Origin of the sequence: Pseudomarimonas salicorniae (genome assembly GCF_023156535.1) — a bacterium.
Taxonomy (GTDB): Bacteria; Pseudomonadota; Gammaproteobacteria; order Xanthomonadales; family Xanthomonadaceae; genus Pseudomarimonas; species Pseudomarimonas salicorniae.
This window is the reverse complement of record NZ_JALNMH010000008.1, coordinates 211,618-237,199: the sequence shown is the minus strand read 5'-3', so window position 1 is coordinate 237,199 and position 25,582 is coordinate 211,618. Positions and strand designations below refer to the sequence as shown.

18 protein-coding genes are annotated in these 25,582 nt (G+C 69.3%); 6 read left to right on the top strand and 12 right to left on the bottom strand.

Annotated elements, in window-relative coordinates:
• The first annotated feature begins 556 nt into the window (after positions 1–556).
• On the top strand, positions 557–4,204 hold the full coding sequence (locus tag M0G41_RS11085) for an RCC1 domain-containing protein (RefSeq protein WP_248209259.1): 3,648 nt from the start codon (positions 557–559) through the stop codon (positions 4,202–4,204).
• A gap of 209 nt (positions 4,205–4,413) precedes the next feature.
• On the opposite strand, the gene M0G41_RS11080 is transcribed toward M0G41_RS11085, so the two are convergent.
• The 11 genes from M0G41_RS11080 to M0G41_RS11030 all read right to left on the bottom strand — a co-directional run bounded on the left by M0G41_RS11080 (position 4,414) and on the right by M0G41_RS11030 (position 19,856).
• Positions 4,414–6,240, bottom strand: a complete 1,827-nt coding sequence (locus M0G41_RS11080; protein ID WP_248209258.1) for an ABCB family ABC transporter ATP-binding protein/permease — start codon at positions 6,238–6,240, stop codon at positions 4,414–4,416.
• Positions 6,241–6,744: 504 nt separating this feature from the next.
• Entirely contained in the window at positions 6,745–8,478 is a 1,734-nt protein-coding gene (locus tag M0G41_RS11075) for a hypothetical protein (protein ID WP_248209257.1), read from the bottom strand.
• A complete protein-coding gene (locus M0G41_RS11070) occupies positions 8,475–10,601 on the bottom strand; it encodes a DUF4175 domain-containing protein (RefSeq protein ID WP_248209256.1) in 2,127 nt (708 codons plus the stop codon). The genes M0G41_RS11075 and M0G41_RS11070 overlap by 4 nt, the downstream gene beginning before the upstream one ends.
• Positions 10,598–11,710 (bottom strand): BatA domain-containing protein, encoded by a 1,113-nt coding sequence (locus tag M0G41_RS11065; RefSeq protein ID WP_248209255.1) that lies wholly within the window; start codon positions 11,708–11,710, stop codon positions 10,598–10,600. The genes M0G41_RS11070 and M0G41_RS11065 overlap by 4 nt, the downstream gene beginning before the upstream one ends.
• Positions 11,707–12,591 carry a DUF58 domain-containing protein gene (locus M0G41_RS11060; protein WP_248209254.1) on the bottom strand — a complete coding sequence of 295 codons (885 nt, stop codon included), beginning with the start codon at positions 12,589–12,591 and terminating at the stop codon, positions 11,707–11,709. The genes M0G41_RS11065 and M0G41_RS11060 overlap by 4 nt, the downstream gene beginning before the upstream one ends.
• A gap of 6 nt (positions 12,592–12,597) precedes the next feature.
• Positions 12,598–13,599, bottom strand: a complete 1,002-nt coding sequence (locus tag M0G41_RS11055) for an AAA family ATPase (protein ID WP_248209253.1) — start codon at positions 13,597–13,599, stop codon at positions 12,598–12,600.
• A 25-nt stretch (positions 13,600–13,624) separates the two neighbouring features.
• Positions 13,625–14,368 (bottom strand): DUF4159 domain-containing protein, encoded by a 744-nt coding sequence (locus M0G41_RS11050; RefSeq protein WP_425511248.1) that lies wholly within the window; start codon positions 14,366–14,368, stop codon positions 13,625–13,627.
• A gap of 20 nt (positions 14,369–14,388) precedes the next feature.
• Positions 14,389–15,723, bottom strand: a complete 1,335-nt coding sequence (locus tag M0G41_RS11045; RefSeq protein ID WP_248209252.1) for a TldD/PmbA family protein — start codon at positions 15,721–15,723, stop codon at positions 14,389–14,391.
• Between the two features lie 13 nt (positions 15,724–15,736).
• Positions 15,737–17,371, bottom strand: a complete 1,635-nt coding sequence (locus M0G41_RS11040) for a TldD/PmbA family protein (protein WP_248209251.1) — start codon at positions 17,369–17,371, stop codon at positions 15,737–15,739.
• 216 nt (positions 17,372–17,587) lie between these two features.
• Positions 17,588–18,655, bottom strand: a complete 1,068-nt coding sequence (gene dinB / locus M0G41_RS11035; protein WP_248209279.1) for a DNA polymerase IV — start codon at positions 18,653–18,655, stop codon at positions 17,588–17,590.
• A 439-nt stretch (positions 18,656–19,094) separates the two neighbouring features.
• Entirely contained in the window at positions 19,095–19,856 is a 762-nt protein-coding gene (locus tag M0G41_RS11030) for a DUF2884 family protein (RefSeq protein WP_248209250.1), read from the bottom strand.
• 231 nt (positions 19,857–20,087) lie between these two features.
• Between M0G41_RS11030 and M0G41_RS11025 the strand changes: the two genes are divergently transcribed.
• The 5 genes from M0G41_RS11025 to M0G41_RS11005 all read left to right on the top strand — a co-directional run bounded on the left by M0G41_RS11025 (position 20,088) and on the right by M0G41_RS11005 (position 24,795).
• Complete coding sequence (locus tag M0G41_RS11025) at positions 20,088–20,744, top strand: protein-L-isoaspartate O-methyltransferase family protein (RefSeq protein WP_248209249.1); 657 nt, start codon at positions 20,088–20,090, stop codon at positions 20,742–20,744.
• A gap of 120 nt (positions 20,745–20,864) precedes the next feature.
• A complete protein-coding gene (locus tag M0G41_RS11020) occupies positions 20,865–22,301 on the top strand; it encodes a TolC family outer membrane protein (protein ID WP_248209248.1) in 1,437 nt (478 codons plus the stop codon).
• A 151-nt stretch (positions 22,302–22,452) separates the two neighbouring features.
• Positions 22,453–22,953, top strand: coding sequence for a hypothetical protein (locus M0G41_RS11015; protein WP_248209247.1), 501 nt, complete (start codon positions 22,453–22,455; stop codon positions 22,951–22,953).
• Positions 22,954–22,973: 20 nt separating this feature from the next.
• The gene (locus tag M0G41_RS11010) at positions 22,974–23,981 is read left to right on the top strand and encodes an amidoligase family protein (protein WP_248209246.1); all 1,008 of its coding nucleotides are present in this window, start codon (positions 22,974–22,976) and stop codon (positions 23,979–23,981) included.
• On the top strand, positions 23,974–24,795 hold the full coding sequence (locus M0G41_RS11005) for a gamma-glutamyl-gamma-aminobutyrate hydrolase family protein (protein ID WP_248209245.1): 822 nt from the start codon (positions 23,974–23,976) through the stop codon (positions 24,793–24,795). The genes M0G41_RS11010 and M0G41_RS11005 overlap by 8 nt, the downstream gene beginning before the upstream one ends.
• On the opposite strand, the gene M0G41_RS11000 is transcribed toward M0G41_RS11005, so the two are convergent.
• Entirely contained in the window at positions 24,783–25,544 is a 762-nt protein-coding gene (locus tag M0G41_RS11000) for a glucose 1-dehydrogenase (RefSeq protein ID WP_248209244.1), read from the bottom strand. The two genes, M0G41_RS11005 and M0G41_RS11000, sit on opposite strands and share 13 nt — an antisense overlap.
• Positions 25,545–25,582 lie beyond the last annotated feature (38 nt).

The following is a 25,582-nucleotide window of genomic DNA, read 5'->3' as shown; positions in this document are numbered from 1 at the left end:
TTGCCGGGCGTCACCCGCTGCCCGACAAGCCGCCCGAGGGAGGCTATGAACAAGTCCAGCGCCCAGTGCCGGAGGTTCTGCAGCCGGCCAGCAAGGCGCGACCGCATCAGGCGATCAGCGGGCGCTGGCGGTGACCAACCCATGCCTGGGGCGGTGGCTGATCTGAACCACCCGTTTGTTGATCCCGATGCGCCCCCCCAGGGCGTGGGAGATCCAATGCACCACCCGGGTGCGTTGGGGGGCATAGGCCATCGGTTGCCTGCTGTGTTCCCAGATCGGGGTTGGAACCAGCCAAACCTGCAGGCGGCTCCCATCCATGCGGCTGTTCTCAAGGAAGGCGCGCTGGGGATTCCGAAGTCGAAAGACAACTCTAAAGACCTTGCACTATGCTAACCAGCGTGTTGCGGGCGTTCCGGTACCCGGGTCCTCCGTGTCGCTAGCCCCGCAGCAGCACGTAGTCCAGCCGTTCTGTTCCCAAGCTTTTCCGTTCGCCAGGCATTCGGTGCGTTTCCGTGCCTGGCGGGTAGCCACGCTCGTATCTATGGAGAGTTCCGCAATGCTTCACGATGCTTTTGCGGTTTCAAGTGCGACGCTTCACCCCGGTACCTCATGTGCCGCAAAGATAGACGACAAGACACTCGGTTTGTTTTCCGTTATCGCGTTGCTGGGCTTGATCCTGTCGGCCAGCCATCCGGCATCCGCCCAGGCCCTGCCTCCGCTTACCGGTGTAGTCCAGGTGGCCCCCGGCAGCTTCAATGCGCACGGCTGCGCGCGCACCCAGGCGGGTGCGGTCAAGTGCTGGGGCGAGAACTACGCCGGCCAGGTCGGCGACGGCACCCAGGGCAATCGTCGCGAAGCGGCGGTCGACGTGACGGGGCTTGGCAGTGGCGTCAGCTACATCGGCATCGGCCGTGGTCACAGCTGCGCGCTGATGCAGGCCGGCGCCATCAAGTGCTGGGGGGACAACAACTTTGGCCAGCTCGGTGACGGCACCACCCTGCAGCGCTGGGTGCCGACCGACGTGGCCGGGCTGGGCGGAACTGCCGTCGCACTCGCCGTGGGCGGGGAGCATACCTGCGCCATCCTGCAGGGCGGCACCGTGCGCTGCTGGGGACTCAACGACCGGGGCCAGCTGGGCGACGGAAGCACGACCAACCGCTCGTCCCCTGTCACGGTAGGCTCCCTCGGCGGCAGCGCCAGCCAGCTCACCGCGGGCTATGCGCATACCTGCGCGGCGGTGGGCAACGTTGTCCGGTGCTGGGGTGACAATGGGCGCGGTCAGCTGGGTGACGGCACTACCAGCGTCCGGCTCACGCCTGTAACGGTGTCTGGCAGCTTCTCCAGCGTCAGCAGTCTGACAGCTGGACCGGAACGTACATGCCTGATTGACGGCGGCAGCAGCAGGTGTTGGGGAGCGAACGATGGCAATGGCTTGGGTGACGGGACATATCAAGATGCATTGACGCCTGTCACTGTCACAGCGGCTGGCGGCGCACTACAGAAGATTGTCACCGGCGGATCCCATTCCTGTGGAATAACTCCAAGCAACGCGCTGCGCTGCTGGGGGTTTGGCGGCAACAACCAGAAGGGAACATCTTCCAGGGTCGATGAATTGACCTTCCATGAGGTGGCTGGCCTGGAGCCTGGCGTCATCGACGTAGCGACGTTTCACGTCTCCACCTGCGCAGTGCTTTCCGGAGGCACAATAAAGTGCTTTGGGGAAAACTCGGACGCAAACCTCGGCAACGGCAGCACCTCCGTAGCCCACCTCCCCACCGATGTGACCGGCCTAGCTGGAACTCCGGTCTCTGTCTCGGTCAACTTTGGATATAGCTGTGCGGTAAAGAGCGGCGGGGATTTCAATTGCTGGGGCATTGGTTATCAGGGCCAGCATGGCGATGGTTCGCGTTCGGAGAAGCTGGCGCCCGGCGCACCGGTGACCGGACACAATCTGAGCAGGATCGCCTCGGGTTTGGACTTCGCCTGCGGGATAGATTCGGGCGGGGGCGCTAAATGCTGGGGAGAGAACTACTTTGGCTTCCTCGGCAACGGCAGCTTTGCTCCCAGCATCACGCCGGGGGCCGTGACTGGCCTGCCATCAGGCGTGTCAGATCTGGCGGCCGGGAACTTCTTTGCTTGCGCGGTCCATTCGGGTTCACTGAAGTGCTGGGGCCGTAATCACCGTGGTCAACTGGGTGATGGCACGACAACAGACCGCAACACGCCTGTACTGGTATCGGGGGCAACGAGTGGGGCGACTCGGGTAGCAGCGGGTGTTGCACACGCATGTGGCGTGATTGCAGGAGAGCTTCGATGCTGGGGAAGCAACACCTTCGGCCAGTTGGGTGATGGCAGCAGCAACCACAGCGCGACGCCGGCACCGGTGCTGGGGCTTGCTGTTTCCTCGGTGCAACAGGTTGCGTTGGGGTTCGCACATAGCTGCGCGGTTACTGCCGGGGGGGGAGTGAAGTGCTGGGGCTTCAACGGCGATGGCCAATTGGGCGATGGTTCGCAGCAGAACCGATCCACGCCGGTAGATGTAACGGGGCTCACAAGCGGCGTGAGTGCTGTCACCGCGGGGCGTTCCTTTACCTGCGCATTGACCACCGGCGGCGCGGTGAAGTGCTGGGGCGGAGACTTCTTCTCGCAGCTGGGCGACGGACCGGTGGATCGCAATTCCTCCGTGCCGATCGACGTGCCCGGGCTGGAGTCGGGCGTCACCGCGCTGGCCGCTGGCAGTGAGTCTCACCACGTCTGTGCCATTCAGGCCGACAAGGTCAAGTGTTGGGGCAGTGATGCCACCGGACAGATCGGCGATGGCGGCACCAGCACCGCAGTGCCAAGCTTCGTGGTCGTCTCCGGCGACAGCGACCGCCGCGTTGCCAGCGTCACCCCGGCGGCGAACGATGCCAGCGTCGCCCCGCAGTCCGATGCCGCGGGTCGCTACCTGGTGTTCGAATCGGCGGCGAGCAACCTGACCGGCCAGCCCGATACCAACGGCAGCCGCGACATCTTCCGCGTCGATACCCAGAGCGGGCAGACCGTGCGGGTCAGCCTCGACAACGCTGGGGCGCAGATCGGCGGCGATTCGATCGAGCCTTCGGTGTCTGCAGACGGCAGGCTGGTGGCGTTCGTGGCCCCCGATGCCGCGGTCGCCAAGGTCTGGGGCGAGTCGCCCAAGTCGGCGGAGCGGCGCCGCAAGGGCGGCGGCTTCGCGGTCTTCATGCGCAACATGTTGACCGGCACCACGCAGCGCATCGCATCTGCGAAGCCGGCAGGTGAGGGCACCAAGCCGCGGGTCAGCCCGGGCGGAAACACCATCGTGTTCACCGCGCCGGTTTCAAACCCCGCCACCGGCGCCGTAGGACAGGAGAACGTTTTCCACGTGCCGCTTCAGCCGTCCGGTGACATGGTCATGCCCGGCACGGCGCGCTGCGTCACCTGCAAGTCGGTCAGCAATGCGGGTGTGGACACCGGTGCCGATGCCGACGCTGCGAGTCGCAACGCGGTGGTGTCTGCCGATGGCCAGTGGGTGGCCTTCGAGACGGTGTCGACCAATGCGATCTCGCAGTCGCCGGCGCCCTGTCCGGCGGGCAGTTCACAGGTCATGATGCGCAACATGCTGACCGGCTCCATGACGCGAATCAGTCCGCCGGCCTCCCTGCCATCCGGCTCTTGCGGCGTGCTTGGCAGCACCCAGCCAACTATCGATTACGCGGGCCGTTCTCTTGCCTTTGCCACCGATCAGCCGCTGAAGCCCGGGGCTACTGCACTGGTGCCGGATGTGTATCTGACAACGGTCGGCACCGGTGGATTCACCCGCGTCAGCGAGACCGAGACCGGGACACAGGCGAACGGTGGGTCGACCCAGCCCATCCTGTCTGGCGACGGGCGCACGATCGCATTCGTTTCGGCCGCCACCAATCTGGATACCAGCTTTGCGGACACCAATGGCAAGCCGGACGTACACGCCCGCCGCCTTGATGTTTCCAATGCACGCGCCGATCGCCTTTCGAAGTCGATCTTCGGCGTGGAATCCGATGAGGAAGCGAACCGGCCGGCGCTCAACTACAACGCCACCCTGCTGGCTTTCGATTCCCGTGCCAGCAACCTGGCGCCGGGAGCTTCCAACGGCGTGAGCAACGTGTTCCAGCGGGTGGTGCCCAGCAACTCGACGCTGCTATTCGGGCACGGCTTCGAGTAACTGGCGAAAAGGTCGGCATGCGGCGGGCGTCGCTACGCCCACCGCATGTCTGGCATTGGCGCCCGCAGCAGGCCTCATCAGCATGGCGGTCAGTGGCGAGCCGGATGCCTGCTGGCCGCTCATCCACCTTTCGGGAAAGGTCCTGCCGATCTGATGGCAGGGGGGCCATCGGGTCGTTTCGGCCTCGCGCCGGCGCGACGGCCTGATGCTTATCGCAGGCTGCTTTGGTCTTGCGGAGCGTGCACCGCGTCGCGACGCTCCTGTTGCAGTCGCCACATCGCCGCATAGTGGCCTTCAAGGGCGATAAGTTCGGCGTGAGTGCCGCGCTCGATGATGCGGCCGGCATCCATGACCAGGATCTGGTCGGCGTTCATGACTGTCGACAGGCGATGGGCGATGACGAGGGTGGTGCGGCCCTGCTGGATGCGGTCGAGTTCGGCCTGGATGGCCTTCTCGGACTTCGAGTCCAGGGCCGAGGTGGCCTCGTCGAAGATCAGGATGGCCGGGTTCTTGAGCAGGGCGCGGGCGATGGCGACGCGCTGCTTCTCTCCGCCGGAGAGCTTGAGCCCGCGTTCGCCGACGGCGGTTTCGTAGCCGTCGGGCAGGGCGACGATGAAGTCGTGGATGTGTGCGGCGCGCGCGGCGGCCTCGACCTCCTCGCGGCTGGCCGCGGGGCGCCCGTAGCGGATGTTGTAGAGGATGCTGTCGTTGAACAGCACGGTGTCCTGGGGAACGATGGCGATGGCCTGGCGCAGGGAGGCCTGGGTCAGCTCGCGCAGGTCGCGGCCGTCGATGCGGATGGCGCCGCCCTGCACGTCGTAGAAGCGGTAGAGCAGGCGGGACAGGGTCGACTTGCCCGAGCCCGAGTGCCCGACCACCGCCACCGTGCCGCCGGGCGGGACGACAAAGTCGATGCCGTGGAGAATCTCCCGTCGCGGGTCGTAGCCAAAGCGCACGGCCTCGAAGCGCACCTCGGGGCGGGCGGTCGACAGGGGCGCGGCGTCCGGCCGGTCCTTGATGTCGAGCTGCTCACCCAGCAGGCCGAACAGGCGTTCGAGGTTGGTCAGCGCCTGCTTCACCTCGCGGTACATCATGCCCAGCAGGTTGAGCGGGATCGCCAGCTGCAGCAGGTAGGCATTGACCAGCACCAGGTCGCCGACGGTCAGCTCGCCGGCCACCACGCCGCTGGCGGCGCGCCACATCAGGGCTGTGACGCCGAGGCTGATAATCGCGTTCTGGCCGATGTTGAGCACGGCGAGCGTCTTGCGCGCGCGGATGTTGGCCTCCTCGGCATCCCTGAGCGACCGGTCGAAGCGCTGCGCCTCGTGCTCTTCGTTGTTGAAGTACTTGACCGTCTCGTAGTTGATCAACGAGTCGACCGCAGCGGCGCTGGCCTGGGTGTCGGCTTCGACCGAGGCCCGGTAGAAGCGCGTGCGCCACTCGGTCACGGCGATGGTCCAGGCGACGTAGGCGATCAGTGCGCCGAACATGATCAGGGCGAACCCGGCGTCGTACAGGGTGAGCAGGATGATCGCGACCACGGTCACTTCGAGCAGGGTCGGCAGGATCGTGTAGAGGGCCCAGTCGAGCAGGTCGCTGATCGCCCCGCCGCCGCGCTCGATGTCTCGCGCCACGCCCCCGGTGCGCCGCTCAAGGTGGAACTGCATGCTCAGGGCGTGAAGATGGCGGAACACCCGCAAGACGACGGTGCGCGTGGTGCGTTCCATGACCCGGGCGAAAACGATCTGGCGCAGTTCGGTGAACACGCGCTCGGACAGGCGCGCCGCGCCGTAGGCCAGGAGCAGGGCGACCGGCACCGCCAGCAGGCTGGCCTCGACGTTCAGACCGTCGACCAGCGACTTCAGCAGCAGTGGCACGGACAGCCCGGCCGCCTTGCCGGCGAGCAGGCAGAGCAGGGCGATCAGGATCCGCCCCCAGAACGGTTTGAGGAACGGCCCAAGCTGGACCAGCACCCGCCAGTCGCCGACCCGGGTCGGCGCGTTGGGGGTGGGGGTAGCGGAAGACGGTGTGCTCATCGTGGGCATGTTGGGGCGCGGAAGGGATTCGGCAAGGAGGGCCTGCAGGGCGGCGGGTCGATCGCGCAGAGGTTCCCAGCAGCGCGCGGCGAGGGTGTGGTCTGGGCGCAAAGCAGACCTTCCACAGATCCCGAAGCTAGGAGCCAGCTTGCTGGCGATAGGCCCCCGGACGGGACGATCGCCAGCAAGCTGGCTCCTACACGCAACGGCGCTGCAAGGTCCGGCTTGCGCCGCAAAGCAGGCCTTGCCGCAGTCAAGTGGTGGGAGTGCCCTTGGGCGCGACCGCGGCGCGTCGGATTCACCACAGACCGAGGCCAGAGCGGATCTCCGCGGTCGCGCCCAAGGGCACTCCCACAGTCGGGCTTCGTTGGGCGTCGGCGAAGCCCCATAGGGTGTGCCTTGGCGCACCGGTACGGGCGTTCGGACGGTACGCCCGGTGCGGCGAGCCGCACCCTATGAATGTCTCGCGCCCCGACCTGCTGCTGCGCGGTGGGCGCTGGCGGCTCAGGCGCGGGTGACGACGATACGCCGTTCGGTCCACCAGGCGAGGGTGGCGAGCAGCAGCCATGCGGCCAGCAGGGCGCTGCGCAAGGCCTCGGGGGAGGGAGCGGTGCGGTCGTCCGTCGGCGCTGCAGGGTAGGCCGCTGCGTGGGCGGCAGTCGCGGTGCGGCGTTCAGCGCGGGAGAGGCTGGCGCGCTCGCCGGCGCTGAACACCTCGATTGGCTGAGCGGGCGGCTCCTCGCCGACAAGCCGCCAGCGGCCTGCCTGCTCGGGCCAGACACTGAGGCAGTCTGGCTGCGCCGGGTCGGGCAGGGTCGCAAGGCGGTGACCGTCCGGGGCCTGCAGGGTCGGCTGCCCGCCGCCGCCGCAGAGCCGCAGGCGACGACCGGCCTCGGCTTCACCGACGACCTGCCAGCGCGCCTGGGCCTCCTGCGCGCGAGCGAGGGTCCGCCAGATCCCGGCCCAGTGGGTGGCGTGGGCGGGCGCCTGTCCCTGCTGCACCCACTGGTAGCTATCGATCAGCCAGCTGATGCCGATGCGGCCGCGGCCGTGCGGAATCCAGGCGCCCTGATCGACGTCGCCCAGCGGCTGCAGGGCGCCGTCGCCGGCTCGACGGACCAGCGGCCAGGCATGCAGGGTGGTGCCTGGCGCGAGACGTCGCTGCCCGGCCGGGACTGCGACGGCCAGCGGGGCTTCGCCGGTCGACTGCAGTGTGAGTCCCAGGTCGGACCAGGCCGCGAGCTGATCCGGAGAGGGATCTTCGCTCACACGCAGCAGCAGCCCCATGCCCGCGCGGACCGCTTCGAGCACCTGCTCGCGCTGGGCACCGAGCCGCTGCCAGGCGCCGGCATCGACGATCAGCAGGGCCCGCTGCGAGAGGTCCTCGGGCCGCAGGCCTGTCTCGCCGCGCTGCAGCGCAAGACCCGGCGCGACGGCGATCCGGGCGTCCTGGGCCAGCCCGGCGTCCGCCGCCCAGCGACGCAGGAACTTGATCTCGGGCGAGGGCGCCGTGGCGATCAACAGGGCGGTCTGCGCGGCGCCGGCAGCGGCTTCGACCGCGAAGGGCAGCGACTGCAGGACGCGATCCCCCTCGCGCAGTTCGATGAGATAGCGATGCAGGCCTGCGACCGGCGTCGCCGCGCCCAGCCGGAAGCCGCCGCCGCTGTCGGCGCGGGCCTCGTCGACGCTGCGCCCGGTCGGGTCGACGAGATGCAGCGCAAGCGTTGCGGCAGGCGACTGCAGCCGCCCCGTGACATGCCAGCGCAGGCCGGGCGTCACCGGGCCGGGCGGATCGAGCGCCACCAGGGCTGGTTCGCTCCAGGCCACTGGCTCGAAGTGCACAGGCAGTGCTCCGAGCTCGGCCAGCTGTGCGGGTCGCAGTCCGTCCCCGATGACGCGCAGGGACGCCGGCCGATGCCTCAGCACGGCGCCGATATCGTCTACGCGCGCCACGCCTCCGGGGGCCGGGGCGCCGGGCAGGGCGAGCCAGGGCAGCCCGGGATGTTCGGCTGCCGCGGCAGCGACCTGCTGCGGATCAGCGCCCTCGCTGATCAGGCCGATCGGGCCGGGCGCCGCCGCCGGCTGCCAGAGCAGCAGCGCTGCCAGGCCGGCGGCGAGCAGGGGCTGCATGGCCGCGAGCGCCCAGCGCCGCTGGCGCAGCATGCGCAACATGGCGAGCACAGCCGCCGTGGCGATCAGGCCGATGATCCAGGGGGTCAGCATCGGCAGCCCGCTCATGGCGTCTGCTCCAGCCCGTCAAGGTAGCGGGCGCCAGCCGCTCCGCCGAGGTCGCGCGCAGCCGGCGCCGCCGCAGGCTGGGCAAGCGCCGGCCAGAGCAGGCGCTGCAGCCGCGCGCGGCACTCGGCGCAGGCAGGGTCGCGGCGCAAGGCATCGAGCTCTGCCAGTGCCGCGAGCGGATCGTCCAACGCCTGGGGGCCGGACCCGATCCAGGCGGCCATCAGGTCCAGCGGCGGCTCGCCGCCATCGGCCAGGGCCTGCCACCACTCGGCCAGCGGCGGACCGCTCTCGCGCGCGACCAGCAGTCGGTCGCGGGGCAGGGCGCGCGGTCGATCCTCGCCACTGAGCCGCCGGCTGAAGTCCACCGGCGGCAGTTCCAGCCCGACCCGGGCGAGATAGATGCGGTTGGCCTGCTGGACCTGCTTGATCAGCTCCAGCGCCCGGTACTCGAACGGCAGGGCCGCCTCGGGCTGGCCGAGGCGCAGCCGGCCTTCGGCCTGCCACATCTCGGACAGGGCGGCGCGCAGCAGGCTGCGGGTGCGCGGATCGAGCAGGGTGGCAGCCTCGGCGATGTCATGGACATGGCCGACCTCCTCGACCAGATTGCCGGCCTCGCCGAAGCCGGCCGCGGCAGCCTCGGCACCGCCATGGTCATGGCCATCGTCCTCGTGGTGGTCCTGGCCGTGGCTGTCCTCGTCCGGGTCCTCGCGCGGCCCGCTTCCGGGCAGTTCGCCGGCCTCGGACTCCTCGCCGAGAAACTGTCCGTAGCGCATGCGCAGGATGCGCTGGTCGACGCCGAGCGCGTCGGAGCGGTCCAGCACCCGGTCGTCCTCGAGCCTGGGCCGCTCGGCGATCAGCGCCTCGGTGTCGATGATGATCTGGCGCTGGCTGCGGAAATAGGCCGGCAAGGTACGCTGGACCAGGCCCTCGACGCCGCTGCCCTCGGAGGCCTGCGGGTTCGGCCAGCGCAGGATCAGCGCGGGGCTGCGGCTGGACTGCGCCTCGGGCCTGCGATTGTCGCGCACCTCCAGCCGGGCGATCAGGTCGTCACCGCGGGCGAATCCGACGGCGCGAAGATCGATGCTATGGGCGTAGCGTCGGCGGCGCGCGTCGCCCTCGCCGGTCAGCTGTATGCGGCGTTCGCTGACGGTCACCTGTTCGCCGCTGCCCTGGGCCAGGGTCAGGGTCAGGTCTGCGCCGGCGATGCCGTGGTCGTCCTCGGCCTCGAACTCAAGGTTCCACCGACGCTGCTCTGTGTCCAGCACGGTCAGGCTGCGTTCCGGGGCGATCACCCGCAGACGCGGCGCGCGGTCGGGGGTGACTTCGAGCCGATGCAGGCGGTCGCCGCCGATATCGTCGGTCCCGTCCACTTCGACACGGTAGAGCGTCGAGCGCGCAAAGGCGCGTGCGGCCTCGAAGCGGTCGCCCTGTCTTGCCAGTACGAGCTCGCTGCCATCGACGAAGCGCAGCCGGACCTGCCCGGGCGGCGGGGCAATGCCCAGCGACCAGCGCACCTCGGCGTCCTGCTCCACCTGCAGGTCGAGGCGCTCGCCCTCGCGATCGGGCAGGCCGGTGTAGGCGGGGGGGCGCACGGTCACGCGCACCGTCATCGCCTGGGCAACGACGGGGGTGGCTGGGTCGGCCACCACGGCGGGCGGCCGCTCCGGCGGAGCGGAGGAGATCGGCCGCGGGGCGTATCCGGCGAGCAGCGCCAGCGCGGCCGAGACGAGCAGTGCGCGCCATGGCCAGCGCTGGCCAATGCCCGGGGCAGCCAGGGTCTCGACGCGCTGTTGCACGCGGCGCCGCTGCAGACGCTGCAGCGGCGACAGGTCGGACTCGTTGGCCGCCAGCAGGGCGGCACTGTCTTCGAGCTCCGGACGCAGATCGTCGAGGCGGGCCAACAGCCAGGCGGGGCGCAGGCGGCGCAGCTGCCTGTTCAGACGAAGCGCACAGAGCGCCGCGAGCAGCAGGAACCCGATCCAGAACGCAGGATGCGGCTCGCCGATCGCAGGCGCGGCCGCTGCAATCATGGCCACCATCAGCCAGGGCGCAAGCGGCAGCAGCCCGGCGATGAGCGCGCGCCGGCGCAGGCCGGCCAGCCAGCGCTGGGGTGCCGGCGTCATCCGGTGCTCCGCGCAAGACGCCGGCCACTGGACAGCCAGCGCTCGGCAATGAAGAGCAGCCCGGCAAGCAGGGCCAGCAGCTCCTGCAGGTCGAGTGGCGCGGGGTCACGGCGCGCGGGGTCGGCCTGCGGCGCAGCGGCGGAGGCCGGGGCGCGTCCGGGCCCGGTTTCGCGCTGGAAGATCAGGCCGTGCAGGCGCCGCGGAAAGTCGGCATCGAGCACCGCCGGCGTCGCCTGCGGCGACAGCGGCGATGCCAGCCGTGCGCCGCGCTGGGCAAGCGGGTACCAGTGCAGACCAAACAGCTCGCTTGGCTGGCCGGTGGGCGCCGCGTCCGGACCGTGCGGTATCTGCAGCCAGGGTCCAGGCGCTCCCGCCCATCGTGGCGCCGCCGCGTCACCGATCCACAGCAGCGACTCGGCCTCCGCTGGAACAGGCTGTTCGGGGCCGCCGCGGTCGAGCCGGACGGCGAGCCGGGCATCGGCCTGCCAGGCGTCCAGCGCCGCCGCCAGCCAGGGGCCCGGGGCCGCTCCCCGGATGGCCAGCAGCGGCATCTGCCGCTGCGCGTTCGGGACCTCCGCAGCCACCACGACCCAGTCCACCTCGCGGGCCAGGCGGAGCACTTCGTCATCAAGACCCTCGAGCACCTCGGGCACGACCACGCTGATCCGGTCGGCGGGCGGCAGGCGGGTGGCCAGTTCGCGCAGCAGGCTGGCCGACTGCCTGGCGTCGGTGATCGCAGCGGCACGGGGCTCGGCGGGCAGGCCCGGGACCAGCCACAGGCTGCGGTCGGCGCTGGGTAGCGTGGCAAGGCTCGATGTCGACACGCCGGGCCAGATCAGCCGCCAGTGCAGACCGAGCCCCGGCCAGTCGAGCCAGCGCGGTGCCGCCAGCCAGAGGGTCAGGACCGCAAGCAGCAGCAGGCGCAGACAGAGTAGCGGCCACTCGGCAAGACGTGGGCGCTGACGTGGCGCGGCATGCTGGCCGATGTAGCGCAGGGCGGCAAAGCGGCGCAGCGTGCTCTGCCGGCGCGGCAGGCGGTGGAGGAGGATCGGCAGCAGCAGGGCGAGACTGGCCAGCAGCCCTGCCGGCCAGAGCAGGGAAAGGCTCACCGGCTGCCTCCGCCGAGCAGGGCGCGCAAGGCGACGATGGCTGGCTGGTCGATGCGGTGCTCGACGTGCATGGCGCCCGCGGCCGCCAGCCTGGCCGCCTGGGCCTGCCGTGCCTCGCGGAAACGTCGGGTGAAGTCGGCGCGGGCGCTGTCGGCATCGAGAGCGATCTCGGCGCCGGTCTCGGGATCCTGCAGGCGCAGGCTGCCGCGCAGGCCGAAGCCGCATTCGATGCCGGTACTGAGCGCAACATGGCGCAGGTCGCGGTCGGCGGCGGACAGGCGGCAGGCGAGGCGCTCGGCGATCGGCTCGAAGCCATCGCCGATCTGTACCACCACCGACTCCCTCGGGATCAGTCCGAACAGCGATTCGAGCGCGCCCTCGTCGGGCCAGAGTCCCGCGGGCTGCGCCTCGAGCAGGCGGCCAAGGCAGCGGTCGCGGTGGCGCGGGCCGCTGCCCAGCGGGCCCGGCTGGAGCCGGCCGTCGCCGGCCAGGACCAGGCCGAAACGGTCGTTCTGGCGGGTGGCCAGCTCGATGATCGCCGCCGCCAGCTCGCGGGCGCGTTGCCACTTGCTGCCGCCGTCGGCGTCCTCCTCGCCCAGCGAGGCGCTGGCGTCGAGCAGCACGAACACGGCGAGTGCCGCCTCGGATTCGGATTCGCGGACGAAGTAGCGGTCGCTGCGCGCGAACAGCTTCCAGTCGATCCGGCGTGGCTCGTCACCCGGCTCGTAGCCGCGGTGCTGCGAGAACTCGAGGCCCGCACCGCGTCGCCGGGAGGCATTGAGCCCCAGCGGTCCGGCGCTGGGCGGCCGCCGCCCGCGCAAGGCGAGACCGCGCAACTGGGCCCGCAGCTCGGCGGGCAGCAAGGCCGGATCCGTGGCCAAGCAGGGTCACTCCGCTTCGCAGGGCACGGCCTGCAGCAGGGCGGCCACCACGTCGGCCACCCGCTTGCCTTCGGCTTCGGCGTGATAGTTGAGCAGCAGGCGGTGGCGCAGAACGGGCAGGGCCAGCGCCTGCACGTCTTCGCGGGTGGCGGCAAGGCGCCCGTGGAGGAGGGCGCGGGCCTTGGCGCAGAGCACCAGGGCCTGGCCGGCGCGCGGACCTGCGCCCCATTGGACGAACTCACGCACGGCGTCGGGTGAATCGGGGCCCGGTCGGGTGGCGCGCACCAGGCGTGTGATCCAGCGCAGCAGGTGCTCGCCGATGTGCAGCTCGCGCACCCGCAGCTGCAGGGACAGCACGCCGTCCGCATCGAGCACCCGGGGTACCGTGGCGCGCGCCGCGCCGGTGGTCTCGGCGATGATCCGCTGTTCCTCGTCCGCGCTTGGATAGTCGACCAGGATGTTCAGCAGGAAGCGGTCGAGCTGGGCCTCGGGTAGCGGATAGGTGCCGGCCTGCTCGATCGGATTCTGCGTCGCCAGCACGAAGAACGGCCGCGGCAGCTCGTAGGTCGTCCCGGCATAGCTCACGGTGCCTTCCTGCATGGCCTCGAGCAGCGCGCTCTGGGTCTTGGGCGGCGTGCGATTGAGTTCGTCGGCCAGCAGCAGGTGGGTGAACACCGGGCCTTTCTGGAACTGGAACACGCGCTTGCCGGTGCCGTGGTCCTCCTCGAGGATCTCGGTGCCGATGAGGTCGGAGGGCATCAGGTCCGGGGTGAACTGCACACGGCGGAAGGTCAGGTGCAGGGCCTGGCCCAGGGCGCGCACCAGCAGGGTCTTGCCGAGGCCCGGCACGCCCTCCAGCAGGCAGTGGCCGCCGGCCAGCAGGCCCACCAGCAGCTGATCGACCACGCCGGCCTGTCCGACCACCGCATGGCCGATGGCATCGCGCAGGGCGGCGATCTGCGATTGCTCGCGGTCGAGTTCGGCGTGGAGGGCAGCGTCGGCGTTCATGGCATTCCCTTGCGGATCGTCGGAATCATGCGTTCAGTGCGTACATCACGATATTGACGGCGAACTTGGTGTTGTCCTCGGCCAGCCAACGCTTGTTGCGCCAGTCGTAGTCCCACTCGCAGCCGTAGTCCTTGTTGCTGTAGAGCAGGCCCAGCCGGCCGTCGAACTCGATCCCCTTGAGATAGTCGTGGACCAGGTCGTCGCCCCAGCCGTTGAGCTCGAAGCTGGTGGTCGGCGGATCCTCGAAGCGGAAGAAGCTGGAGTAGATCGGGTGCCGCCCGGGAAGCTTGCGCAGCGCGCCGTCGCCGAATATCCGCGCCATCTCCGACTCGAAGCTGCGCGCGAACAGGCCGTCGATGTCATGGTTGCAGTCGTCCACGAACAGGAAACCGCCGCCGCGCAGGTAGGTTTCGAGGTTGCGCCGCTCATCCGGATTGAACTCGACCAGCTTGTGCCCGGACAGGTAGCAGAAGGGCGCGCTTAGCATGCGCGGATCTGACAGGGCCAGCACATGCTCCTCGGGGTCGACGCGCAGGTGGGTGTACTGCACCAGGGCATCGAGCAGGTTGCTGGGCATGCGCTGGTCGACGTCCCAGTTGCCGGATTCATACATCAGCCGGGTGAACCAGAAGTCGTAGCGGGTGGGTGTGGCCAGTGCGCGCCTTGAGGGCACCGCTGCGCATGCCAGCGCGGAAAGAGCGGCCGCCATCAGTCGGCGGCGCGGCGCGGAGACGGACTCCGCGCCGGCCGTTGGGGTGTTCCTTGCCATCTCAGAACACCCCGCCTGCCCTAGACCGCGTCGCTGAGCGAGGTGAAGGTGAAGTCGCGCAGCTTCATCGGCGGAATCTTCATGATGAAGGGCGACTCGTCCGGCGACAGCCGCTGCGCGGCACCCAGCTCCTCGATGTTGTTGAGCATGATCACCGGCGACTCGTTGAAGCGGAAGTTCTTGATCGGGTACTTGATCTCGCCGTCCTCGATGTAGAACGTGCCATCGCGGGTCAGGCCGGTCAGCAGCATGGTCTGCGGATCGACCAGGCGGATGTACCAGGTGCGGGTCACCAGGATGCCGCGCTTGGTCGACTTCACCATCTCATCGGTGCTGGCAGTACCGCCGGCCATGATCAGGTTGCCAGGCTGGCCGACGGCGCGCTTCTCCTTCTCCTTGGCCCAGAAGCGCGAATACTGCATGTACTCGACCACGCCGTCCTTGATCACCTGGGTGCGCTCGCGGGCCAGGCCCTCATCGTCCCAGGGCAGCACTTCCATGCCCGGCTCCCAGGGGTCCGAGTACAGGTTGACCCGGCTGTCGTAGACCTTCTCGCCGATCTTGTTGCCGCCGCCCTTCTTGGACAGGAAGCTGCGGCCTTCGTCGGCCTGGCGGGCGTCGAAGCCGAACATCATGAAGCCGATCAGGCCGGCGGCGGCGGCCGGTTCCAGGATCACGGTGTACTTGCCCGGCTCCAGTGCCTTGGCGTCCCTCGAGCCCTTGGCCTTGGACATCGCGGTCTGGATCGACTTCTTGGCGTCGAACTTGCCGATGTCGGCGACATTGCTGGCCACCCAGCCGGAACCCTGCTCATCGTCGGTGCGGACGGTGCAGGTGAGGTCCGCCGAGGCGGCCTTCTGGTAACCGAAATTGCCGCGGCTGTTGGCGGTGGCGACGAACCCGGCGTTGTCGACGAAGAAGCCGGCGGCGACCAGCTGGTTCTCCCGGCAGGGTTCGATGCAGTCGGCCGCGACCTGGGCGCGGAACTCCGGGCTCAGCTTGGCCGTGCCCTCGTCGAAGGTATTGCTGGGCTTGTAGGTCTGCTTGTCGATCGTCGGCATGAACTCCGGGTTCTCCGGGGCCAGCCGCGCCAGTTCCTCGGCACGCCGCACCACGCGTTCCAGCGATGCGTCGTCGAAGGTGCCGATGGTCGCCGTACCGACTTTCTTGCCGAAGGCGACGTTCACCACCAGGGTGGTGTCCTCGACGAGGCCCGAGGTCGAGACCTCGTTGCGGGCGAAGCGGATGTTGCCGGTGACGCCGCCCTGCAGGGTGGCGCTGCACTCGTCGGCCTTGGACAGCTTGATGACCTTGTCCAGCAGGGTCCGGGCGTCGGTTTCACTCATCATGGTCATGGCGGTTCCCTCCTCAGCCCAGGTTGCGAGCGGTGTTGATCACGTTGATCCCGTTGAAGCGCGCGGTCGAGGAACCGTGCGAGACCGCGGAGATCTGGGACGGCTGTCCCTTGCCATCGAAGAACGAGCCGCCGAGGCGGTAGTCGCGCTCGTCGCAGATGGCCGCGCACGAGGCCCAGAACTCCGGGGTTCGGATCTGGTAGGCGACGTCCTCCAGCATCTCGGTGATCTTGCCGTCCTTGATCTCGTAGAACAGCTGGCCGCCGAACTGCGCGTTGTAGCGCTGCTGGTCGATCGAGAAGGACCCGGCTCCGATGATGTAGATGCCGTCCTCGACGCCGGCGATCATCTCGTCCGGAGTCAGCTTCTCCTTGCCCGGCGCCAGCGAGATGTTGGCCATGCGCTGGAACTGCACGCTGTTCCAGGAGTCGGCGTAGCAGCAGCCGTGCGATTCCTTCTCGCCGAGGATGTGGGCCTGGTCGCGGATCGCCTGGTAGTTGACCAGGATGCCGTCCTTGACGATGTCCCAGCGCTTGGTCTTGACGCCCTCGTCGTCGTAGCCCACCGCGCCCAGCGAGCCGGGCTGGGTCTTGTCGGCGAACAGGTTGACGATGTCGGCGCCGTACTTGAAGTTCTTCGACTTCCACTTGTCCAGCGTGGCGAAGCTGGTCCCGGCGTAATTGGCCTCGTAGCCCAGCACGCGGTCGAGCTCGGTCGGATGGCCGACGTTCTCGTGGATGGTCAGGAACAGGTGATGCGGGTCGAGGACCAGGTCGTACTTGCCGGGCTTGACCGACTTGGCCTTGAGCTTCTCCTGGGCCTGCTTCGCGCCCAGGCGCGCGTCCTCGATCATGTCGTAGGAGGTGGAGTAGCCGACCAGGCCGCCGGGCATGGCGATGCGGCCCTCGGGCTTGGCGTCGAGGTACTCGAAGCCCATGCCCATCGGCGCCGACAGGCCCGAGCGGTTGCGGAACTTGCCGCTGGCCTTGTCCACGGCGGTGATGTTCAGCGGTGCCCAGATGCGGTGCACGTCCTGATCGATATAACTGCCGTCGGTCGAGGCGAAGTACTTCTGCTCGTTGACCAGGAACAGGATCGAGTTGACGAAGCTGGCGCCGGCGTTCATGGCCTCGGCGTTGACGCTGAGCAGCAGGTCGACCTTCTCCTTGATCGGCACCTCCATCGCGTTCTTCTTGATCGGCGTGGCCCAGCTGACCTCGCCGACGCCCTTGACCGGGGCCAGCTGCACCGGGGTGCGGGTGAGGCGGGAGTTGGCCTTGGCAATCGCCACCGCCTGCTGGGCGGCGCGTGCCACGCTGGTCGAGCTGAGGTCATTCGAGGCGGCAAAGCCCCAGGTGCCGTTGGCGATCACCCGGATGCCGACGCCCGTCGACTCGGTATTGACCACGTTCTGCACCTTGTCCTCGCGGGTGACCACGAACTGGTTCAGATAGCGTCCGATGCGCACGTCGCAGTACGTGGCACCGGCGGTCTTGGCCGCGGCCAGCGCGGCGTCGGCCAGGGAGCGCTTGAGCGCGATATCCAGTTTCTCGGTGAGCGCCTCGGCGGCGATCAGCCGGCCCGAGACCGGCAGCATGAGGGCCCCCATGCCAAGGCCTGTGACCTTGACGAACGAACGACGATCCATCCCTATCTCCCGCGGATTCTGGGCAGATGCCAGCGGCCCTGCCGACGAAGGACGCCCCGCGGTCGATTGCGGGCCGGTCGGTACAACACCGCGGGGAGTCTGCGGGTAGGGCGGCCGAAGGTCATGTGACGATTGGCACGGGGCGGGCACGCCACGGCGAAACGAACCCATGGTGGGACGAGGCGAGCCCGCCCCGGCGAGGCGTGCTGGGTGGATTCAGCCAGGAAAGAGCTCGGCCTGCAGGGCCTGGCTGCTGGCGATCTCGTCGAAATTGGTCAGGCCCACGCCGACCAGCCGATACCGGGTGGTGTTCGGTAGGTCCACCCGCTGGCGCAGGCCGAGTGCGATGCGGACCAGCTCACCAAGATCGTGCGGCGGCTGCGCCGGGGTCAGGGTCCGCGTCAGCAGGCGGAACTCGCGGGTCTTGAGCTTGAGGACCACCGATCGGCCGATTCGTCGTTCGCGCTGCTGGGCCTGCCAGACCCGCTCTGACAGGCGCTCGATGGTCTCGCCGGTGGCGGCCAGCGGCAGGTCCTCGGCGAAGGTGTCCTCGGCCGAGATGGACTGGGTGGGCCGCTCGTTGCAGACCGGATGGTCGTCGATGCCGCGTGACAGTTCGAACAGCCGCTCGCCGTAGCGCCCGAAGGCGGCCTGCAGCGCAGGCAGGGGCAGGGCGCGCAGATCCCCCACCGTTTTCACGCCCAGTTCCGCCATGCGCGTCTCGGTGACCCGGCCCACGCCCGGCAGCTTGCCGACCGGCAGCGGGGTCAGGAAGTCCTCGGCCTGCTCCGGGCGGATGACGAATTGTCCGTTCGGCTTGTTCCAGTCCGAGGCGATCTTCGCAAGGTACTTGTTGGGCGCGATGCCGGCGGAGGCGGTGAGGCCGGTCTCGGCCAGGATCTCGGCGCGGATCGCACGGGCGATCGCCGTGGCCGACCCCAGGTCGATCAGGGGCCGGCTGACATCCAGATAGGCCTCGTCCAGCGACAGCGGTTCGATCATTGCGGCGTAGCGGGCGAAGATCCCGCGGATCTGTCGCGAGGCCTCCTTGTAGCGCGGGAAGTCCGGCGGCACGAAGACGGCATCCGGGCAAAGACGCTCCGCCCGCAGGGCCGGCATCGCCGAGCGCACGCCGAACTCGCGCGCTTCATAGGACGCCGCGCAGACCACCGACCGCGCTCCGCGCCAGGCCACCACCACCGGGCGACCGCGCAGCGACGGGTCGTCACGCTGCTCGACCGAGGCATAGAAGGCGTCGAGGTCGACGTGGATGATCTTGCGCATTACCGGAATGTCGAAAAAACGCCCCAGCATGGCACAGCCCGCCGGTGATTCCGGCGACCGGCCCCAAGCCGCCGGCCAGGACGGGGTACAGGCTGCGCCCCGGCCGCGCCGGCGCGCCGTCGTGGCGCCGGGGGGCGCGCGCAAACACGATGGTAGGGCGCGAAGCGGACGCTCGCCACCGCCCACGATCGGGCAGGCTCTTCGTAGGAGCGGACATGGCCGCGACCGCGGAGATTCGCCCTTGCCTCGGTCTGTGGAGAACACGCCGCGCCGCGGTCGCGCCCATGTGCGCTCCCACAGTCGGGCTTCGTTGGGCGTCAGCGAAGCCCCATAGGGTGTGCCTTGGCGCACCTATAGGGCGTTCGGACGGTACGCCCGGTGCGGCCAGCCGCACCCTATGTATGTCTTCGTTGCGCCCGAACCGGACGCCCGGCTGGCGCTACATCCGCACCAGGTTCAGCGGCTTGCCATCCGCCAAGCGGAACTCGAGCGCGTTCTCGATGGCGTCGATGTCGGCGATTCGGCCGCAGAGCTGTTCGGCGCGGGCCTCGAGCGCCTTGCCGCGGGCTTCCATGACCTGCTCCAGTTCCTTGCCCATGGCTTCGGCGCGGCGCTCGAAGTCCTTGGCTGTGGCCTCATCTCCGCTGAGCGCGGCAGTGATGGCAAGGCTGGCGACCTTGCCGGCGATCTGTGGGGTGAGTCGTTCAACCAGGGCTTCGATGTCGCGCTCAAGCAGACCGTCGTCGAGCACGCCGTCGCGCATCCGGATGTCGATGGCCTCGCCGAAGTCCTTGCGTGCACGGTTGATCTCCTTCATCAGCGCCGGGTCGCCGTCGCCGAGGCTCCTGGCGACATGGGCGAGGGCGTCGAGCGCCATGTCGAGGCCCTCCTCGGCGATGGCCTGCACCTCGGGCATCATCGCCCCGACCTCGCGCTCGATCTCCCGCACGCGCTTCTCGTCGGCGGCGCTGAGCGTCTGTTCGACGCCGTCCAGCCAGAGGCGACCGTCGGCCAGGCGCACGACCTTCGGCTCGCCGCTCTTGCGCTGCAGCTCCACCGAGCCCTGCTTCAGGCGCAGGCCGTAGTCGGAGTGGACCTCGCACTCGTCGAGATCGAGATGCGTGCCGGCCTGGGCGGCGCTGCCAAGGCCCAGGGCGAGACCGAGGGCGAGAAAGAGCGGGGTGAGGACCGGCTGGTGCATGGCGGACTCCTGGCGGGGAAGGGCGCGGCGATTGTCCGGGCAGACTGTCGGCGGGCCATGTGCCGGTGGCAAGGGTGCCGATCGTCACCCCTGAACCGGGTGACGGGCCCGATGACTTCCGGCACTGCGGCGCAGCCCTCGGAAACGGCGATCCTGCGTCGCCGCTGGAGGGCGGGCGCCTTATACTGTGCGCTTTGCCCGCGTGTCGCGGCAGCAGGAGCCGAACCGTCCATGAGCATCGATTTCGACAGCGCACGCCACACGATGGTGGAACAGCAGATTCGCCCCTGGGAGGTCATCGATCCCCTGGTGCTGGACGCATTCTCCACCCTGCGTCGCGAGGATTTCGTTCCGCCGCGGCAGCGCAAGCTGGCCTTCACCGACGTGCCCCTGCCGCTTGAGCACGGCGAGTTCATGTTCAAGCCGGTGGTCGAGGGGCGCCTGCTGCAGGCGCTGGCTCTGGCCCCTGAGCACGAGGTGCTGGAGATCGGCACCGGCAGCGGTTTCCTCACCGCCTGCCTTGCGCATATCGCCCGTGCGGTCACCAGCATCGAGCTGCATGAGGACTTCGTCGCCCGCGCCCGCGGCCGGATGGAGAACCTCGGCTTCTCCTGCGCCCGCATCGAGCGCGCCGACGCCTTCGCCTACGAGCCCGGCCGCCAGTTCGATGCGGTGCTGGTAGGCGGCGCGGTGGCCGAAGTGCCGGCGCGGTTCCGCCAGTGGGTGCGCGTGGGCGGCCGCATGGTCATCGTGCGTGGTCACAGTCCGGTACAGGAAGCCGTCGTCCTGACTCGCTTCTCGGATGAAGGCTGGCGCGAGGAAAGCCTGTTCGAAACCGATATCCCCTACCTGCACGGTGGCGAGCCCCGCGCCCGCTTCGTGCTCTGACGGCTTCCGCTGCCCCGGGCAGCGCGACGCCACCTTCGCCGGGACGCGGGCATGCTGCCGCCGCGCCCCGGATGAGCCCGACGCCATGCCCCTGACAACCCGAATCACAAGGAAGCCGCAATGACTGCGACCCCCCGCCTCCGTCCCCTTGCCTTCGCCGTGCTGCTGTGTGCCGCCGGCTCCGCGGCCTCGGCCGACCTCATGCAGGCGTACGAGCTGGCGCGGGCCAGCGATCCGCAGCTGGCCGCGGCCGAGGCCAGCAGCCTGGCCACGGGCGAGGGCGTGAACCAGACGCGTGCGGCCCTGCTGCCGCAGATCGGCGGCTCGGTCAGCCTGACCGACTCCGACGGCACCAGCACCCGCATCGGCGAGCGGCCGAATCCGGACGGCTCGGTCAGCTTCGGCCCGACCAGCGGCTTCAGCGACACCCGCACCCGCCAGTACAGCATCCGCCTCGACCAGTCGATCTACGACCACGGCGACTACATGCGCCTGCGCGCCAGCCGCGCCCGCGCTAACCGCGCAGAGGCCGACTACCAGGCCGCCAGCCAGGCGCTGGCCCTGCGCGTGAGCGAGAACTACTTCGACGTGCTGACCGCGATCGATGGCCTGGTCTTCGCCCGTGCCGAGCGGCGTGCGGTCAAGCGGCAGCTGGACCAGGCCGAGCAGCGCTTCGAGGTCGGCCTGACAGCGATCACCGATGTGCACGAGGCGCGTGCCCGCTACGACAGCTCGCGCGCCGCCGCCATCGCCGCCGAGAACCGGCTCGACGACGCCCGCGAGCTGCTCGCCGAGATCACCGGCCAGTACCTGCGGAGCCTGAAGGGGCTCGGCGATACCTTCCGGCCGGCGATGCCGGAGCCGGTCGACGCCGGCGAGTGGGTGGCCAGCGCGCTGGCCAACAGTCCGACCCTGCTCTCCCGCGAGCTGGCGCTGCAGGCGGCCAACCATGACATCAGCAGCGCGCGCTCGGGCCATCTGCCGACCCTCAGCGGCTTCATCAGCCGCGGCGACACCACCACCTGGGGCGACAGCGGCTCAAATTCGGTGAGCTTTCCCGCCAACAGCGGCCAGCTCGGCACGACGGTCGGCGTCACCCTGACCGTGCCGATCTTTTCCGGCGGTCTCACCCAGTCCCAGGTACGCCAGGCCATCCACAACCGCGACGCGGTCGAGGACCAGTACGAGCAGGAGCGGCGCGCGGTCACCCGCACCGCCCGCAACGCCTTTCGCGCGCTGCAGGCCGGCATGAGCGAGATCGGCGCCCGCGAGCAGGCCCTGGTGTCGGCGCGATCAGCGCTTGAAGCCACCGAGGCGGGCTTCGAGGTCGGCACCCGCACCATTGTCGACGTCCTGCTCAGCCAGCAGCAGCTGTTCCAGGCCCAGCGCGACTATTCGCAGTCGCGGCACAACTTCCTGGTCAACACGCTGCGCCTGAAGCAGGCTGCCGGCGTGGTCGGCGTGGACGACATCAAGTCGGTGAACGCGCTGCTGGTGACCGATGCCGAGGCACCGCTGGCCGATTCGTCGGCCGACGCCGAGGCCGGCGCCGAATAGGCCCCTGCCGAAAGGGTACGGAACGGGGCCCGCTGGGCCCCTTTTCGTGTCCGCCGGGCGCTTGCGGGTTGCCGCAGCGTTCACCGCCGCTAAAGTAATGTCGAGACGTGAAGGGACGCTCCAATCCAGCCCTATCCCCAAGGAGAAGCTGATGAAAATCCGACACGTGTTCTCGCTCAAACAGATCGATCAGGCGGTCCGGACCGTCGACCTCGCTCGCGGGGCGGGCCTCGACGACGAATCGATCTCACTGGTGGCGCGCCGCGACATCAGTCTCAACGCTATCCCGGACTCGCTCAAGGATTCCGCGACCAGCGACTTCGTCCCCGCCGCCCTGCGCGGCGCGACGGGTGGGGGCAGCATCGGGCTGCTCGCCGGCCTCATGGCTGCGGCCATCCCGGGCGTCGGTGTCACCCTTGCCGGCGCGGCCTTGCTCGGCGTGGCAGGCGCTGCCGTCGGCAGCTGGAGCGCGGCCCTGGTGGGCGCCGGCGTTCCCAATGAGGTACAGCGGCTGTTCGAGGAGCGAATTGAGCGGGGCGAGGTGCTTCTGGTCCTGGATGCCGAGGAAGGCACCCTCAAGCAGCTTGAGCCGGCCCTGATCGCCGCCGGTGCCGAGCGGATCGACTACGAGACGCCCACGGCGCTCGCCTGAGCGATCGCGGAACGCGCTGTATGACGGCCTTCCACGAACCGCCCGAGTCCAGGACGCCGTCCGGCGAGCAGAGGCGCGTTGGCATCGAGCTGGAGTACGCCGGGCTCGATATCGACCGCGCGGCAGAGGCGCTTGCCGAGGAGCTCGGTGCGGACATCGACGCCTCCAACCCGTTCTGCATCAAGCTGACCGGTCACGAGCTGGGCGACTTCCGGCTCGAGGTGGATGCGCGGATCCTCAAGGAGCGCAAGCATCTGGAGTGGTTGGGTCACCTGGGCCTCGACCCCTCGACGCTCGACGTCCGCGCGGCCCTGGAGTCGGCGCTGCGTTCGACCGTGTCCGTGGTCGTGCCCCATGAGCTGGTGACGCCGCCCATTCCGCTGGATCAGCTTGATCTGGCCGAATCCCTGCGCGAGGCGCTGCGTCGTCTGAAGGCGCGCGGGACCGGCGATTCGCTCTTCTACGGCTTCGGCCTGCACATGAATCCGGAGCTGTCCGATCACACCGCGCGCTCGCTGCGCAATCACCTGCGCGCCTTTGTCCTGCTGCGCGACTGGATCGTCGACCAGTCCGACATCGACTGGTCGCGCAGGATCGGCCCGCACATCCGGGCATGGCCCGAGCCCTGGATCGAGCTGTTGATGCACCCGGACTACCAGCCCAACCGGCCGCAGCTCGCCGACGACTACGCCCGCCTGGTCGGCTCGCGCAACCACGAGCTGGACCTGCTGCCTGCGCTGGTCGAGCTTGAGGGCCGCGGTCTGCTGGAGCACGTGGAAGAGCCCGAGCTGGTCCAGCCGCGCCCGGCCTTCCACTACCGCCTGCCCAACTGCCACATCGACGAGCCCGACTGGCGCCTGGCCGGTGCCTGGAATCATTGGGTCCAGGTCGAACGGCTGGCGGCCGATACAGACCAGCTAGAACAGCTCTGCGAAGCCTGGCAGGACTCGAAGCGACGCTGGCTGTCCGGCCTGACCGGCGAGTGGCGGCGACGCATGCACGAACATCTGGCGGCGCGGAATGGCTGAGCGCGCGGGGCGCCCCATCGTGCTGGTCAGCGGGCCCGATGCCGGCGGCACGCTTGCCTGGTGGGCCGCTGCGCTGGCCATCCGTCGGGTCGGCGGGCGACCGGTGCGCTATCGGCCCCGCGATGCCGGGGAGCTGCCCGACTTCGACGCCCTGCTTCTCGGCGGCGGAGCGGACATCGATCCCAGCCACTACGGCGAGGGTCTTTGGGATGGCGCGCCCGATCGACCCGCCAAGGGTGGCTTGCTCGGCCAGCTGTTCGCGCCGGTGCTGTTTGTCCTGCGCTGGATCCTGAGCAGCGCCCAGTACCGACGCGGTGATGTCGCCCGCGACGTGCTCGAGCTGCAGCTGATCCGTGCGGCAGAGCAGCGCCGGCTGCCGGTGCTGGGCATCTGTCGAGGTGCCCAGCTGCTGAACATCGCCGCCGGCGGCAGCCTGCACCAGGACCTTTCCGGTTTCTACGGCGAATCGCCCCAGCTGTGGACCCTGCGCCCGCTGCGCGAAGTCGTGGTCGAGCCCGACTCACGTCTCGCCGAGGCGCTGGGCTGCACCCGCCTGGCGGTCAACGCCCTGCACCGTCAGGCCGTCGACCGCCTTGGCGCGGGCGTGCGCGTGGTCGCCCGTGAGGGCAATGGCGTGGTCCAGGCGATCGAGGGCACGGGACCGCGCTGGTGGATCGGGGTGCAGTGGCACCCCGAGTACCTGCCCTGGCGCAGCGACCAGCTCGCCCTCTTTGCGCGTCTGCTGCAGGCCGCACGGGTGCGCCGACGGGCCGATGCCGCGCGGGCCGCCGGCGGCGCGATTCAGGCCAGGTAGCCGCCGTCCGCGGTCAGCGTGGTGCCGGTCACGTAGCTGGCCGCGGGGGACAGCAGGAACAGCACCAGCGGCGCGATCTCCTCGGGCTGGGCGACCCGGCCGAGCGGGATCAGCTTGAGCATCATGTCGAGGATTTTCGGGTTGCCGGTCAGCGCCGAGGCGAACTTGGTGTCGGTCAGGCCCGGCAGCACCGCATTGACCCGGATGCCGTGTGGCGCCAGCTCCTTGGCGAATCCCTCCGACATGTTGACGATGCCGGCCTTGGTCATCGAGTAGACCAGCTGGCCCGGCGCTGCGCGTCGTGCATTGACCGAGGCCACGTTGACGATCGATCCGCCCGTCGCCTTCATCCGCCGGGCCGCCTGGACGATGGTCCAGAAATAGCCGCGCAGGTTGACCTCCACGGTCTTCTCGTAGGCGCCGAGGTCCATGTCGATGGCCGGGCCGAAATAGGGATTGGCCGCTGCGTTGTTGACCAGCAGGCCGGGACTCAAGTCGCGGGCCTCGAGGTTGGCGAACACGCTCTCGATCGACTCCGGTTCGCCAACGTGCATGGCCATTGCCTCGGCCTGGCCGCCGGCCTCGCGGATCGATGCCGCGACTGCCTCGCAGCCTTCCTTGCGCCGGCTGGTGCAGATCACGCGCGCGCCATGCGCGGCCAGCAGACGGGCGATGGACTCGCCAATGCCTCGCGAGGCGCCGCTGACAAGAGCGACGCGGCCGGAGAGATCGAACGGGGACTCGGACATGCGGGAAGGGCTCCTTGGGGCTGATATCCTCGCGAGCC

What these genes read in the sequence shown, in the direction of transcription:
- M0G41_RS11025 (WP_248209249.1), top strand. Translation starts at nt 20,088, where the DNA reads ATGAGCATCGATTTCGACAGCGCACGCCACACGATGGTGGAACAGCAG.
- M0G41_RS11000 (WP_248209244.1), bottom strand. Translation starts at nt 25,544, where the DNA reads ATGTCCGAGTCCCCGTTCGATCTCTCCGGCCGCGTCGCTCTTGTCAGC.
- M0G41_RS11045 (WP_248209252.1), bottom strand. Translation starts at nt 15,723, where the DNA reads ATGACCATGATGAGTGAAACCGACGCCCGGACCCTGCTGGACAAGGTC.
- M0G41_RS11085 (WP_248209259.1), top strand. Translation starts at nt 557, where the DNA reads ATGCTTCACGATGCTTTTGCGGTTTCAAGTGCGACGCTTCACCCCGGT.
- M0G41_RS11040 (WP_248209251.1), bottom strand. Translation starts at nt 17,371, where the DNA reads ATGGATCGTCGTTCGTTCGTCAAGGTCACAGGCCTTGGCATGGGGGCC.
- M0G41_RS11070 (WP_248209256.1), bottom strand. Translation starts at nt 10,601, where the DNA reads ATGACGCCGGCACCCCAGCGCTGGCTGGCCGGCCTGCGCCGGCGCGCG.
- M0G41_RS11050 (WP_425511248.1), bottom strand. Translation starts at nt 14,368, where the DNA reads ATGGCAAGGAACACCCCAACGGCCGGCGCGGAGTCCGTCTCCGCGCCG.
- M0G41_RS11005 (WP_248209245.1), top strand. Translation starts at nt 23,974, where the DNA reads ATGGCTGAGCGCGCGGGGCGCCCCATCGTGCTGGTCAGCGGGCCCGAT.
- M0G41_RS11020 (WP_248209248.1), top strand. Translation starts at nt 20,865, where the DNA reads ATGACTGCGACCCCCCGCCTCCGTCCCCTTGCCTTCGCCGTGCTGCTG.
- dinB (WP_248209279.1), bottom strand. Translation starts at nt 18,655, where the DNA reads ATGCGCAAGATCATCCACGTCGACCTCGACGCCTTCTATGCCTCGGTC.
- M0G41_RS11075 (WP_248209257.1), bottom strand. Translation starts at nt 8,478, where the DNA reads ATGAGCGGGCTGCCGATGCTGACCCCCTGGATCATCGGCCTGATCGCC.
- M0G41_RS11015 (WP_248209247.1), top strand. Translation starts at nt 22,453, where the DNA reads ATGAAAATCCGACACGTGTTCTCGCTCAAACAGATCGATCAGGCGGTC.
- M0G41_RS11010 (WP_248209246.1), top strand. Translation starts at nt 22,974, where the DNA reads ATGACGGCCTTCCACGAACCGCCCGAGTCCAGGACGCCGTCCGGCGAG.
- M0G41_RS11030 (WP_248209250.1), bottom strand. Translation starts at nt 19,856, where the DNA reads ATGCACCAGCCGGTCCTCACCCCGCTCTTTCTCGCCCTCGGTCTCGCC.
- M0G41_RS11080 (WP_248209258.1), bottom strand. Translation starts at nt 6,240, where the DNA reads ATGAGCACACCGTCTTCCGCTACCCCCACCCCCAACGCGCCGACCCGG.
- M0G41_RS11055 (WP_248209253.1), bottom strand. Translation starts at nt 13,599, where the DNA reads ATGAACGCCGACGCTGCCCTCCACGCCGAACTCGACCGCGAGCAATCG.